Origin of the sequence: Fibrobacter sp., assembly GCA_024398965.1 — a bacterium.
Lineage (GTDB): Bacteria > Fibrobacterota > Fibrobacteria > Fibrobacterales > Fibrobacteraceae > Fibrobacter.
The window spans coordinates 113461-126392 of record JAKSIF010000003.1; the positions used below are offsets into that span (position 1 = coordinate 113461).

Genomic DNA, 12932 nt, shown 5'->3' on the forward strand with positions numbered 1-12932 from the left:
TCCATGGCTATTACCACATTTGAAGATTTGAAGAAAAGGTTCGACACTCTCAAGGCGCTGAACGAGAGGAAGGTTGTTGCCGGATGGCTGGATTCCAATGGAACGGCAAGAAAGGCGAAGCAGAACCTGGACTACCGCAAGAAAACGGGCAAGAGGACTGCTGCACTTCGCGAGCCACCCTCCAATGCGCTTATCGCAAGAACGCTCAACTACGGAAGAAAGGCCGGGACGACCCTTGAGGGCGTCCATTACAGCGCCATTCCCGCGCGTCCGTTCCTGCGCTTCGCCATGGAGAGGTACAGGGCCTTGATGCCAAAGATCGAACAGAAGTATATCCCCCTTGTGATTGCTGGAAAGTTCGATGTTGATGCCCTATGCCTTGAGCTGGGCGTAAGATTGAAGGACTGCATCACGCTCGCCATGCGCGACAGCGCAAGATACGAGGCGCTGCATGAAGCTACGCTTATCGCGCGACGCAGGGAGAAGAACGACAGTCCGACGCCCCTCATCGACACTCATCAGCTGATTGACTCGGTGACGTTCGAGGTCAAGTGATTGCGGAACGCTCCGCTGGAATGAACAGTCCGAGTCACCATGGAGACGTTCTTTGCGCCTCTTGCTGTGACACAGGCGTGCTTTCCTTCGATGCTCACTTCGACGTCCTCTGAACCAGTCGCGAGGTGAATGACCTCGGCAATGTCGCTTCCTATCTTTTCCTGGAGCTGGAGACGCTTTCCCACCATTTCCGCGATACGGGCGAACTTGGAAAGTCCGAGAACCTTGCCATGGGGAATGTAGCGGATGGAAACCTTCATGTCGTACATGAGCGCCAGATGATGCTCACAGTGGCTGAAAATCGTTATGTCGTCAACCTTGACAATCTGCCCATCCGTCTTTTGCTTGAAGCACTTGCCGAACTTCCTTGCAATCTGTTCGTTGGTGTAGTTCTGGCCTTCGAACATTTCCGCATAATAGTCCGCAACGCGGCGGGGCGTCTCCCGAAGCCCCTCGCGATTCGGATTGTCATTGAGCGCCTGGAGAAGCTGTCTTACCAGGCTCTCAATTTTCTTCTTCTCGATCATATTCCGCGATGTTTCCTTCGCTTTCCTGTACGACGACGCGATAGCAGAACGGCACCTGTTCGCAAATCCACCTTGCGATGTTTTCCGCAGTCGGATTGAACGGGACTACGTCATTGATGTAGGCGTGGTCCAGCTTCTCGGAAATGCTCTGCTTGATCTGCTTGAAATCCACGACCATTCCCTGGGCGTTCAGGGTCTTGCTCTTGCAGCAGACCGTAATAATCCAGTTGTGTCCGTGGAGGCCGTTGCACTTGCTTTCGTAGGGTAATTCCAGACGGTGCGCGCCTGCGATTTCAAAACGCTTGCTTACCTTGAACATTATTCGATTCCTATGAACTTGTGCCATTGAAGTGAAAGAATCCAGCCCGGATTCTGCTTGACCAGCTCAATACAGTGGTCAAGATTCTCGCGAACAAGATTGTCTCCATCAAAACAGGGGGAAAGGCACATTCTTCTCGCTGTCTTGCATGGGGTAGGTAACGGTTCGCCAGCCTTTATGACGAAACGAAGCTCGTCGATATTGTCCGGCTCGATCCTGCTTGTCTTGGGGCTGCAAACGATGTAGTCAATCCCTGCGGGAACTGGCTTTGTGCCGTTCGTCTCGATGGACTTGTACCAGCCTTTGAAGGCCTTGATAAGTTCCGCGTCAAGCTGGAGCGTCGGCTCGCCACCGCAGAAGGAGACGCTACGGCAATTTCCGCCAACTTCCTTCGCCTTTGCGATAATCTGTTCCGCGGTCATTTCCGTGAACGGTTCATGATCCGTATCGCAGAAGGGACATTTCATGTTGCATCCGCTGAAACGCACAAAGACCTGTGGCGTTCCTACGCGCTTGCCTTCGCCCTGGATGCTGAAAAAGATTGTGTTTATCCTGTAGGTCCTAGCCATTTTCACAGCCTCCCAGTTTCAAGGCGCGTTCGCGCTGTTTGCAGCTGTCGCACTTTCCACAATGGCGGTCTCCATTGTTGTAACAGCTCCAGGTGTTCTTTTCATAGTCGATTCCGATCTTGCGCCCGGCCTTGACGATTTCAGCCTTTTCCATCATGGAGAAGGGGGCGCGGATTCGGACGTTGAAGGCTGGGCTTGTGCCAAGGTTTGCTGCCTTCTCGAAAGCCTTGATGAAGGGAAGGGTGTCGTCATAGTATTGACCGCTTGCAAGCCCGTTGAAGCCTCCGTAGATTTCGCCTATGCCGTTCACTTCCGCGAACATGACCGCGTAAGAGAGCAGGATTCCGTTCCTGAACTCCACATAGCTTGTGGGTATGGAGGAATCTATCTGCTTGAAGTCCCTGTTTACGCTGATCTTCGTCTTGGAAATCAGAGAACACTTGCTTCCGGCAAACCCCAGGTCGATGGAGATAATCTTGTAGGGCTGTTTCAGTCGCTTCGCGTTCTGCGCGGCATAGGCGATTTCCTTGGATAATGTCTGCTTGTAGTCGAAAATGAGGCAGAAAACCTTCTTGCCCTGTTTCGTAAGCTGTTCCAGAACAGTCGTGCTGTCAATCCCGCCGGATAGCAGCAACACCGCATCACATTTTGATTTTTGCATATTGCATTGCCTTGAACCATTGTTGTTTGTTGTGGAATCCAAGAGTTTTCTTGTCCTTCTTGAATTTCTTTGGCAGATGGATGTTCTTCATGACTCCATCCTGAAAGAGGAAGCAGTTTCCGTACCTTTCGCCGAGGCTCCAGGTGCTTGAATCGCTGCTGAAAAAGTGGAACTTGCGCAAAAGGGGCCAGTTCGTACAGCCCAGCGCGTGAACCTTCGTGTTGTACTTCGCAGCCGTTTCCAGGAAGAAGTAGAGTGGCTTCCAGTCATTGGCCTTTAGCCATTTGCTAGAATCCGTGAATCCGGAGAGCGAGAGCGCGACGTAGGAAAAGTTCTGGACCATATCAAGCCAGCCTTCCTTCTTGCGTCCAAGATGCCAGACGGGGATGCTCTGCTTGCCTGTGGCCCGTTCTATGCGGTTGCGGATTTCCTTGACCTTCTCGTAGCCCACAATCTCGTCAATATCCATTTCGATATAGTTGTCGATATGCTCGCACTTGATCCAGTCGATATAGGCGTCGATGTACTTGTCGTCAATCTTCTTTCCGCTCGCCATGGCTGTGAAGGCGCCACTATCCGCGATGAAGTGGTTAAATTCACGAACGTCGTTGCCCATGAGCGACGACTTGTATTCAAAGGACGTAAGGATATTGAGTTCCTTCTTTGGGAACTTTGTGTAGAAATCGCCTACGAGTCCATCTGTTGCCATGTGGAGAAGCATTATTTCTCGAAACTCTTTCCACAGTGGGGGCAGGTGATAGTCTTGGGTTTCTTTTCCGGGTTTTCCTCGTTGGTGAGGAAACTGTCGAAGTCCACGTCCTCGCTGGGGTTGAAGCCGAACTGTTCGACGTCAAAGGCGATTTCATTGAGGAAGGACAGTTCCTCGTTGAGCTTCGTAAAATCCCAGCCACTAGCTTCCGCCACCTTATTGTCGGCAAGTCGGAAGGCCTTGACCTGGTTTGGGGTGAGATCGTCCGCCATGATGCAGGGGATTTTCTCCATTTCCAGCTGCTGGGCCGCGAGGTAGCGGGTATGACCGCAGACGATTACATTTTCGCGGTCGATGATGATGGGAACCTTGAAACCGAAATTCTTGATGCTGGCGACAACCTTGTCAATCGCCATCTCATTGTTGCGGGGGTTATTCTCGTATGGCTTTATGTCCGAAATTGGAACTTCTTTTATATCCATAAAAATTGAATCCTATGCAATTTGAATTAAATATAATGCAATAATAATTGTTTGTAAATGAAATTATTTGCATAGAAGTCAAATTTTTGTGGGTTTACACTCAAAAAAAGAAAACCTAACTTTAGTTAGGTTTTTGAATGGGGCAGAACTCATTTATAAATCAAATGACTATTGACTATCCTTTGACTATCGAAAAATATCGGAGAAACAGATGCCTGCTAAATGTCCCTGCTGTGGAGCGATCTTGACGGATGCCCAGGTGCGATCCATTCATTCACAGATGATCGGAAGCCGACCCAAGCCCACCTCCGCTGAAAACGGAAAGAAGGGAGGCAGGCCGAAAGGGTCAAAGAACAAGCCCAAGGAAAATGCATAAAAAATCCTCGTTCCAAGTGGAGCGAGGATTTTTTTGTCAATTTTTAGTTTTTCCTTAAAAAATTCAAAAAAAACTTGACTTTGTTTTTTTTGTTTATATTACTCCTAGTTAGATATAGTTATCTTCAATGCAAGAGGAGTAAATATGAGTTTTATTTGTAAGAAATGTGGACAGGGCGGATATCCCACTCTTAGAAGCCTGCTGGATACTCCCTGCGCCAGGGGTGATTATCACGAGCCTGTTTAGTTTGAGTTTTTTATGACAAATTACTATGGATATAGAATCAATACTTCAAGACGTGACTTTTTTAAGAAAGAGTTAATTGAGCATAAACGCCTTCGTCAAGGTTGGGGTTATGATCCTGGCCAAGATTTAAGAAGTATGACTGTAAACGAGGGGGCAGCTCGTAATAAAAGCATGTTTAAGGTTAAACAAGGCGATGTTCTGTTGGTTCCAGGCCTTTGCTCTCCAGATACTGTGGCGATTGTTCGGGCGACTGAGGATTTTGCTAAGGGATATCGTTTTGAAATTGACCCTAAAGAGGGGGACTATGGTCATATTTTTCCTGCGGAGTTTGTCACAGAATTTCGACGTCATAATCCTCTTGTAGGTTCACTCAAGGCTTCTTTACGAACTCCCATGCGTTTTTGGGGACTCAATGATTTTGCGGACGTCATAGAAAGAATGATCGAAGCGCCCAAAGAATCTTTATTGAGCGTAAAAGATTATTACGACCGTTATGATGATGTTGAAGAATCTGTTTTTGACGCTTTTTCTGAAGAAATAAAGGATAAACTGTATGTTAATATGAACTCCCAGTTTTCTGAATCAGAATGGGAATTTGCATTGGTTCGTGGATTGCAGAAGTTATACCCTCATTACAAGGTACTTCGTGTTGGTGGTAAGGCGGAAAAAGAGCATGGCGCTGACATAATTATTAAAATTCCATCACCACTCACTTATGATGAATCTTATTATATCATAGCAATTCAAGTCAAGGATTACAGCAATTCTGTAGGTTTCGGTCCTATTGATCAAGTTTTAAAAGCAGATAACTATCAAGAATGGCATAACGAGCAAAACAAATTGTTGGAGAAGTGGGTAATCCTTACCAAATGTCAGAAAAATCTGAACCTAGAATTTGTGCAGTATGCAGCGTCTAAAAATGTAAAAGTCATATGGGGTGAAGACTTAAAAGAGTTGCTTTATATAATTGCAATGAAGGGTAGTTTATAGTTTTTTGAAAAAAATGAAAAATCCGCCATTTCTGGTGGATTTTCTATATCACTTAAACAGTTTCTGTCCCCTGGGCGTCCCATCCGTCCAGCCGACATGAATGAACCTAATGGTCGAGGATTTGTCCCCGGCCTTTTTGTTATACATAATCAACTGGTCAATCTGCATTTCCTTCATCTTGCCTTCCAGAAGTGAATAAAGATTGCGATTGTCGCCCTCGTTTCCGGAATAGGCGCTAATATCCGCTGCAAGCGCCTGCAAGTGCATCGAAGTCTTTGATCCGTCCACAGCTTCATTTACCAGCCTGGAACGGTACACGCTGTTTACGCGGATAGCACGCCCAAACAGGTTTCTTACAGTTTGAAGTCTCTTGGCTGTTTCCAGAACATTTTCCAGCTGCTCAAGGGTTGAGGGAAAGTTTGGGAGACCTGTGTTCGTCACCAGCATTTCAGCCAGCGTGAAGTTCTTTATTTCCTTGGCGATCATACTTTCTCCATCGTGACAAGTTTTGAACATTTGAGGTTATCGTCACCCCAATGCAGACAGGCGAACCATTCCAGCGCCTTATCGGCACAGCCAGCCTTGAAACGGCTTATTCCGGAAATACGGAGGATGCCTCGGAAGATGCTGTCGCATTGCTCCCGCGTGAAAACGCCAAAGCCTTTGTTTCCGTAAAGTGCATCGTGAATGATGCCTGCCCAGTTGTAGATTCTGTTGTTATCGTCCCAGCTAGGCAAGAACCATTGGAAAATCTTGGGAACACTTAAACCGTCGCATTTATAGTCTGGCTTGAACTTGAATATGACCTTGTATTCCTTTCCGTCCAGCGTGTACGAAACGCAGACTTTCGTTGCGATTTGCAGCAAATAGCAATCACGTTTCTTTAGCCAGCAGGTCGGAGGGGCCTCGATTGCCGTTACATGGAGTTCCTGTTTCACTTGTGACCCGCCCTTATTTCTCCGATAAGCTGGTTCAATGATTCGTTCATCCTGTCAATCTTGCTGTCGAGACTCTTGAAATTGGAATCCCCATCATCAAGACGTTTGTCATTATGCTTCATGCGTTCCTCAAGAACTGCAAATCTTTCGTCGATGCTTTTCTTTGCCGAGGCAACTTTGCTGTCGGAGTGAAGTGCTTTCACGACAGCGCCTATGGCGGTGGCTACCGCGCCTACGTCAAGTCCTGTAATTTCCATGGTTGCTCCTTACGGAATGACATATCCCCGCCAGCTTACCTGGGGACTTCTGGAACCGCTGAAATTGGTGTCGCCTTCCAGCTTGAGATAGAGATTTGAATGGTCCTCGCTACCTCCGAAAGCGTATCTTCCGACGATTCGTCCGTAGTGCCATTCCTGATCCGTGTAGCCGGAAAAGTCGAAGGAGTCCACAAGATTATTGTTCCTGTCGAACAGCTTCACGACTGCATGGGAAAGCGGATAGGTAGTGATGTTCTTGAATCCAATGGTAAAGTCATAGAAGCCTCTGTAATACACTGGATTGAACAAGGTAACGTCCGCCAGAACGGTACTTGCGGAACCGCCGCCTGTGATGGTGACGCCCTTGCTTCCCTTGCTTACGGAAAAGTCGATGTTGTCTCCGCTGACGTTCCAAATCTTGTCAGAAGTGATTGCGCTATTTGCAATCTTGTCTCCCGTGACAGCGTTGTCCTTTAGCATTGCCGTGGTGATTCGATTGTCGCGAATTGTTGTGGAAAGCTGTTTGCCTCCTCGCGTATCAATGACAGAAAACCAGATATCGCCATGACGATGCTCCGGGCTGTCCGACAGGGAAAATTTCTGTTCAAGGGGGGCTGGGTATTCATCCTCGGAATTGACGATTACCTTGGCACAATGCAGCTGCAGTCTGGAAAGTTTCAGCTTGCGGTCGCGATCGCTTCCGCTTCCATGGACGATGTAGATGAGGTCGTTTTCGGAAAGCTCGCCAGCGTCCAACAGTTCCAAAAGGGTTGTAATATTTTCTGCCATTATGAAGTCTCCTTGCTACACGTCGGAAGCGCCGAAGGAAATGAATGGAATCTTTGCGGCTGTGTTGAAAGAACCGTTGATGGGGTCCATGAAGTCAACGCTGTTGCCGAGGGTTGATTCCAGGTTCTGACGGAGGTCAAAATCGTAGAGGTAGTTCGCGTTCTCGCGATCCTTTGCCGCGAGCTGTACGCCGACAGACCAGACTTGGACTATGTAGCGGGTGTTTCGCTTGATCTTGAGCGTTCCCTGCGATGTTTCTTTCATGTCAAAAGAACAGAGCTGCGTCCCGCTGGTAAAATCCTTGCCGACGTGGCGCAGACCTGTATGGCCCAGCAGATTACCCCTTGTGTCAAAGACCCCGATGCAGAGGCAGGCCCAGTCAAGGACGCTTCCAGCAAGAGCGATGGTGCATTTGGTGATGGAACCCTGGGCGTCCGAAATTCTCATACATTGGTAAATCTTCGCGTTGCAATAGCTGTAGGAACGGAACTCGTTATCGCCCCATTCCAGTTCCTCGAAGCCATCTTGAAGCCCGTAGGCGCCATAGTTGTTTGTGTTGCTGTCAATCTCGCTTTCCGGCATTGTGGTGAGCTTCGGGTCACTTTCTCCCGTCAAGTTCAGCCCGATGCGTAAAGTGCCGTTCATGGGCGTAAGCGTGATTTCGTCCGCGTCAGAAACGAGAATGTCTTTCAGGAAGCCAGCGGCAGAATCTTCGTCGATGGAAACCTTATGGTCGCCGGAAGTAGAAACATCATCTTCCCAATGGATGCCGTTTGGTCCGCCAATCTTGAGAACCTTCATGTCCTGGATTCCGGGAACGTCAATTTTGGGTACTAGGTAGCCAGCGACAACTCCGCCGACATTCAGCTGGATAACGGTAGGTGTTCGGACAGTATTCACGCTTACGTCCCCATGGACGGTGGGGGCGTAGGTGCTGGAGGAATAAGTCGCCAGCGAGGCGAACTGTGCGACCGGAACCTTGAAAGTCTTTCCGTCAATGCTTACGGGAACGTAGCCCTGCGCCTTGATCTCCGCGAGGGTGCTTTCTTCCAGCTCTAAAATCTTGACATTTTCTTCCGTCATTTTCTGTTCCTATAGGATGATGTGCCTGCCGTCTTCCGTTAGCAGGGGCAATCCCTGTTCGCTTGAGAGGTATCCGTTGTCGATGATGTTCTTGTCCTGTGCGACAGCGAGAATGAGCTTGTGTGGCTGTTCCACCGTTGCGAGCGCCTTTCCGGAAGTCAGTTTGAATGAAGCTCCGGGTAAGCCAAGGACGCCTGCAGGCGCCAACGAGGCGACAGTCTTGCGACTTAACTGTTTTCCCTTGGGTGTATAGACGAAAAAGACGCCATCAACCTCGTCAAGGTATTGCGGGTTTCTGTCCTTTGATAGGTCTGCCGCATTCTGGATGATGTTCTGGGGTGTTCCCGCGGTACTCTGCTTGAAAAGAATTTTCAGCCTGTCGCGGTAGCTTTTGTCACTTTCGCCATCATCGCGCGGCAGGTTTCGCAGTTTTCCGATAATATCAAGCCAGTTCCCGTCCGCTTCTTCGATATTCGCGAAGTTCGCAAGTCTGTAGGAACTGTCCTCAATGTCCTGAAAACAGCCTGTCACCTTCTCAATCAAGGCGAGAAGGTTGGTGGATTCCTTGTACTGGGTGATTACAAGGCTTTGCAGCTTTTTCCAGAGATTGTCTATATGTTGGAGAGCCATTATCCCTCCAGCGTTACGGAAACGTCCTCTGCAGCGATTGTAACCGTCGTGTCGTCGCTGACGGGGATTCTGCTGCTGGACCAGTTCTCGGAATAGACTTGTGCGACCTGGACCGTGATTGCATCCACGCCTGTGATTCCGCTGTAGATCGGAACGCACATTCTCTGCGGGATGATATCCTTTCCGCTGGTAAATTCACTTGAAGCCCAGTCTGAAATGAGCTGCTGGATTTTTTCAGCATAGTCTGTAGGTAGGGCTTCCTCATCATATTGCGTGATGGAGACCTTGACTTTGTAGGCGATGCCCTTGATGAACTGGAAACAGACCTTGTGAAGGAAACCTGCCGCATCCTTGGCAATGCCGAGGCTGTCTCCTGTTCCCTTGATTCCCGCAGGCTTGCAGTTCCAAATCTTCTGGGCTATATAGCTTTCAACGGTGTTTTCGCGCGTGGCATCCTCAAGAATGGAAATCCAGTCCTTATCGGTCTGGTCAATCATGTCGGTGGAGAAGCTGGAAGGGACATAGATGGCGAAATGGTGGGGAGGAATACCTTCGGTTTCCACGTCCTCGCAGTTTTCCTTGAGGGAGACGCTGGCTGTGATGTTTTCGCGAAGGTAGGTCAGCATCCCGTTTGGAGTAGCCAAGCCCTCAAAGGTTGCCTGTTCAATTCTTTCACGCAGCGATTCGTCGCTTTCGCCCTCGTTTCGCGTAAGTCCTGCAATGGAGGCGAGCATATCCAGGAACGCGCCTGTTGCTGTGGAAACGTCGATGTTTGCGCCTACAGTCTGGATCGCCTGGGCAAGTTCCGTGTACATATAGGCGAGAAGGTCCACCAGCATCCCATCGGGTGCGCTGGGGTCAAGGTTAATGCCTGTGCCAAAGACTTCCATGAACGCCTTGGCTATGGCCTGGCGGATTTCACGAAAGCTCTTGATGGAAATTCCGGAATTGCTGTCGATTGCGACTGCGCCTATTGCCATATCTAAAACGCTCCGATGATATTTTCATCGTCCTTGCTTCGGACGCTGAACTTTCCGGAAATGTTTCTTCCGTCTGCCTTGATTTCTATGGAGACCACCTCCTTGACGCCATCGACTTTTTCGATCTTCTCGCGGAGTATTTTCTGGGCGACGTCAAGATGGTTCATGGGAAGCCCCGCGACCTTTTCAAGCCAGGGGACGCCATGCTCTCGGTTCGTGAATGCTTCGCCTTCTTCTGTCCTTAAAAGACAGTGAACCGCCTGCTGGACGCGCTTCTGCATACGCGAAATGCGGCAGATATGGTCTCCTTGCAGGAAAATGTCGTGGGAACTGTTGAGGGCCAATTCATTCATGGTCCTTAAATTAGGTCAAAGGGATTTAATAGCGAGAATCACGCCAAATTAAGGCAAAAGAGACCAAAAAAACGATTATATTTTTTTTTTGTGTTAAACTTTTTTAGGGTAAAAGAAAATGAAGAATAATGACACAAATAATTCCCTACAAATCCTTGAAGACTTTAATAAAACTTATTTTGATAGAAAAACAACAAATAGTTCGGAAACTCAAATAGCTCAGTTGTTTGAAAATAATTGTTCAAATTGGGAAAAAAATATACACCTTCTTTACCATGGTAATTCTGTTGATGGAATGTATGGTTCCGCGCTACTTACATATTCTGCTATTATTGATCATATTGAAGTGTTTAGTCTCGATCGTTTAGAAAAATTACGAAAAAGGATTGACAATTACGAAAAAAAAGTAAAATTCCATTTAAAACGAAAAGCAGAATTGTATAGCAATCTTGCAAATGTGTACGCGAAAAAGAATCTTGATAATGATTCTGTAGAATGTTTCAAAAAATATTTTTTCTATTTATTTAGTGAAGCGAATAAAGAAATTCATGAAGAAATAATTTGTTTTGCATTTCATAGTCTTTCAAAACACATGTTTTACAATTTAAGTGAAGAAACGTTGAATGTTTCATCTCCATTAATGTTTAATGATGTTTTTGATTGTCCTTTAATTAAGTTGCTTGACAATGATGATGGCCCTTCAAAGTTAAAAAAGAGAGCCTTGTGTGACTGTGTAAAAATAGCATGTTTTGATAAGAACGAATTCTTGCCAACAGTTGAAGATTTGCTCTTGCAAAAGAGACGTAAAAAAAATGAAGAAAATAATGAAGATGAATATTGCAATGAACTTTTATGGAGTCATTATGCAGATTATCACAAAGGCATTTGCATTGAATATGTTTTTAATTCTTCTTTATTTAATTCCGCACAAACCGATTCCACGATAGTGTCTTTCTTTAAAGATGTTAACTATCTTGATAATATTGATTCAATAAAGAATGGGACATACATAAATTTACTTGATGGATTTTTTGTAAAATCAAGAGCTTGGCGGTATGAAAATGAACTAAGATTCTTCCATTTTGATTTGAACGGTTCTGGTGATTATAGTTCCGTAAAAATTCCAAATTGTGTGAAGTCTATAACATTTGGTGCTCAATGCCCTGAAAAGGATAAGATTCTCGTCATGAAACTCATGCATAATAGGAATTATTCCTTTAATGGTCGAAGTGATAATAAAATCGAATTTTATCAAATGAAACCTGACGATAAGATTTTTGGAAAAGTAAAAAGAGAATTGATTACGCTTAAAAAAGATAAAGTACATGTAAAAGGATTAATTTAGTGGAGGGTAAATCAGTTTTTGGGAGGTAAATAAACGCATGGTGAACCTTTTTCGCTATGCGATGAACGCGAGCGATGCTGTCTCTTTGCAGGAAAATGTCGTGGGAACTGTTGAGGGCCAATTCATTCATGAACATTAAATTAGGTCAAAGGGATTTAATAGCGAGAATTACGCCAAATAAAAGCAAAAGAGACCAAAAAAACATTTGAAAAATATAAATTGTCGTTTTGATTTTGGAGATTACGATTGTGAGAAAATTTAGTGAATTAGAAAAAAAATAATAAAGTCTTTAGTAGAGGGGGCAAATGATGTGAAAAGCAATTTCCCCATCAATATTCTTGATAAATGGTTCTGCACTTATAAATTTGATTTTTATGGAAACAATCCTGAAAAGCCGATCCTGATTTTTAGAGTTCCCAAGGGAAGTGTCGTAAAAGTGGATGATGTTATTTCAATAAGCATGAAGCTGTTTGAAATATCAATGCTTCTGAATTTTTTGGAGGAAAATGGTTTAATTCAACTAATAAATTATAATGGTATTGTTCTTCGTGAATGGACGCCTAATGGGAACATTACAAATTATGACGATCTAACTTATGTTATTGATAAAAAAGTTGCAGATGCTCTGGTAAAATGCATCAACAATTCAGTATTTGTTGGTCAGACTTTAAAGGACATGGTTGATAATGATTTTAAATCCATTGAAGAACAGGCATTAGACGAAGCAAAGAAACAGACTGCAAACTCACTGACCCAGCTAAAAGAGGCTCAGGCGCAAACTAAATTGAGTCTGTTTGCTGTAGTTGTAGCTCTTATTGGTGTTGTTGTTGCTGTTCTTTTAAGCCGTTGTTCTGTAACATTGGATGAAAAACAGGAACTTTTTAAACATCCAATAAAGGTTACCGATTCTACTTTGCAAAAAACTGTTGAAATTTCTTATGATAGTACTGTCAAATTATTTGATTCTATATTTGTTATCAAATCTATGGATTCTACGTTATTCCAACTAGAATCTATTAAAAGTATTGCCAAAGATATTCAGAATCATCAAGCTGACACGTTGGTGGTAAAAAAAATTATAAATATACCCCCAAAAAATCGTAAAGATTCATCAAAAAAATAA

19 protein-coding genes are annotated in these 12932 nt (G+C 45.6%); 5 read left to right on the plus strand and 14 right to left on the minus strand.

Features of this window, described 5'->3' with window-relative positions; genetic code table 11:
• Positions 1-3 precede the first annotated feature (3 nt).
• Positions 4-555 (plus strand): hypothetical protein, encoded by a 552-nt coding sequence (locus MJZ26_02360; GenBank protein ID MCQ2104611.1) that lies wholly within the window; start codon positions 4-6, stop codon positions 553-555.
• On the opposite strand, the gene MJZ26_02365 is transcribed toward MJZ26_02360, so the two are convergent.
• The 6 genes from MJZ26_02365 to MJZ26_02390 are packed head-to-tail and all read right to left on the minus strand — an operon-like array spanning position 519 to position 3822.
• Positions 519-1082, minus strand: a complete 564-nt coding sequence (locus tag MJZ26_02365; protein ID MCQ2104612.1) for a GTP cyclohydrolase I — start codon at positions 1080-1082, stop codon at positions 519-521. The two genes, MJZ26_02360 and MJZ26_02365, sit on opposite strands and share 37 nt — an antisense overlap.
• Positions 1060-1401, minus strand: a complete 342-nt coding sequence (gene queD / locus MJZ26_02370) for a 6-carboxytetrahydropterin synthase QueD (GenBank protein ID MCQ2104613.1) — start codon at positions 1399-1401, stop codon at positions 1060-1062. The genes MJZ26_02365 and queD overlap by 23 nt, the downstream gene beginning before the upstream one ends.
• Positions 1401-1970 carry a 7-carboxy-7-deazaguanine synthase QueE gene (locus MJZ26_02375; GenBank protein MCQ2104614.1) on the minus strand — a complete coding sequence of 190 codons (570 nt, stop codon included), beginning with the start codon at positions 1968-1970 and terminating at the stop codon, positions 1401-1403. Before MJZ26_02375 ends, queD begins: the two co-directional genes overlap by 1 nt.
• Positions 1963-2631, minus strand: coding sequence for a 7-cyano-7-deazaguanine synthase QueC (gene queC, locus MJZ26_02380; protein ID MCQ2104615.1), 669 nt, complete (start codon positions 2629-2631; stop codon positions 1963-1965). The genes MJZ26_02375 and queC overlap by 8 nt, the downstream gene beginning before the upstream one ends.
• Positions 2612-3352 (minus strand): hypothetical protein, encoded by a 741-nt coding sequence (locus tag MJZ26_02385; GenBank protein ID MCQ2104616.1) that lies wholly within the window; start codon positions 3350-3352, stop codon positions 2612-2614. Before MJZ26_02385 ends, queC begins: the two co-directional genes overlap by 20 nt.
• Positions 3352-3822: a ParB N-terminal domain-containing protein gene (locus MJZ26_02390; GenBank protein MCQ2104617.1), complete on the minus strand. Its 471-nt coding sequence runs from the start codon at positions 3820-3822 to the stop codon at positions 3352-3354. Before MJZ26_02390 ends, MJZ26_02385 begins: the two co-directional genes overlap by 1 nt.
• A 211-nt stretch (positions 3823-4033) precedes the next feature.
• Here MJZ26_02390 and MJZ26_02395 point away from each other — a divergent pair, with 211 nt between their 5' ends.
• Complete coding sequence (locus MJZ26_02395) at positions 4034-4198, plus strand: hypothetical protein (GenBank protein ID MCQ2104618.1); 165 nt, start codon at positions 4034-4036, stop codon at positions 4196-4198.
• 258 nt (positions 4199-4456) lie between these two features.
• The gene (locus MJZ26_02400; GenBank protein MCQ2104619.1) at positions 4457-5434 is read left to right on the plus strand and encodes a hypothetical protein; all 978 of its coding nucleotides are present in this window, start codon (positions 4457-4459) and stop codon (positions 5432-5434) included.
• A gap of 48 nt (positions 5435-5482) precedes the next feature.
• On the opposite strand, the gene MJZ26_02405 is transcribed toward MJZ26_02400, so the two are convergent.
• The 8 genes from MJZ26_02405 to MJZ26_02440 are packed head-to-tail and all read right to left on the minus strand — an operon-like array spanning position 5483 to position 10464.
• Positions 5483-5920: a D-Ala-D-Ala carboxypeptidase family metallohydrolase gene (locus MJZ26_02405; protein MCQ2104620.1), complete on the minus strand. Its 438-nt coding sequence runs from the start codon at positions 5918-5920 to the stop codon at positions 5483-5485.
• Positions 5917-6372, minus strand: a complete 456-nt coding sequence (locus MJZ26_02410) for a DUF1353 domain-containing protein (protein ID MCQ2104621.1) — start codon at positions 6370-6372, stop codon at positions 5917-5919. The genes MJZ26_02405 and MJZ26_02410 overlap by 4 nt, the downstream gene beginning before the upstream one ends.
• A complete protein-coding gene (locus MJZ26_02415; GenBank protein MCQ2104622.1) occupies positions 6369-6629 on the minus strand; it encodes a hypothetical protein in 261 nt (86 codons plus the stop codon). The genes MJZ26_02410 and MJZ26_02415 overlap by 4 nt, the downstream gene beginning before the upstream one ends.
• Positions 6630-6638: 9 nt before the next feature.
• Entirely contained in the window at positions 6639-7418 is a 780-nt protein-coding gene (locus MJZ26_02420; protein ID MCQ2104623.1) for a hypothetical protein, read from the minus strand.
• Between the two features lie 15 nt (positions 7419-7433).
• The gene (locus tag MJZ26_02425; GenBank protein MCQ2104624.1) at positions 7434-8501 is read right to left on the minus strand and encodes a hypothetical protein; all 1068 of its coding nucleotides are present in this window, start codon (positions 8499-8501) and stop codon (positions 7434-7436) included.
• Between the two features lie 9 nt (positions 8502-8510).
• A complete protein-coding gene (locus tag MJZ26_02430; GenBank protein MCQ2104625.1) occupies positions 8511-9131 on the minus strand; it encodes a DUF2612 domain-containing protein in 621 nt (206 codons plus the stop codon).
• Entirely contained in the window at positions 9131-10111 is a 981-nt protein-coding gene (locus tag MJZ26_02435; GenBank protein MCQ2104626.1) for a hypothetical protein, read from the minus strand. Before MJZ26_02435 ends, MJZ26_02430 begins: the two co-directional genes overlap by 1 nt.
• 2 nt (positions 10112-10113) lie before the next feature.
• Positions 10114-10464, minus strand: coding sequence for a hypothetical protein (locus tag MJZ26_02440; GenBank protein ID MCQ2104627.1), 351 nt, complete (start codon positions 10462-10464; stop codon positions 10114-10116).
• 118 nt (positions 10465-10582) lie between these two features.
• On the opposite strand from MJZ26_02440, the gene MJZ26_02445 reads away from it, so the two are divergent.
• Together MJZ26_02445 and MJZ26_02450 are read left to right on the plus strand one after the other, a co-directional pair.
• Positions 10583-11809 (plus strand): DUF2971 domain-containing protein, encoded by a 1227-nt coding sequence (locus MJZ26_02445; protein MCQ2104628.1) that lies wholly within the window; start codon positions 10583-10585, stop codon positions 11807-11809.
• Between the two features lie 310 nt (positions 11810-12119).
• A complete protein-coding gene (locus MJZ26_02450; protein ID MCQ2104629.1) occupies positions 12120-12932 on the plus strand; it encodes a hypothetical protein in 813 nt (270 codons plus the stop codon).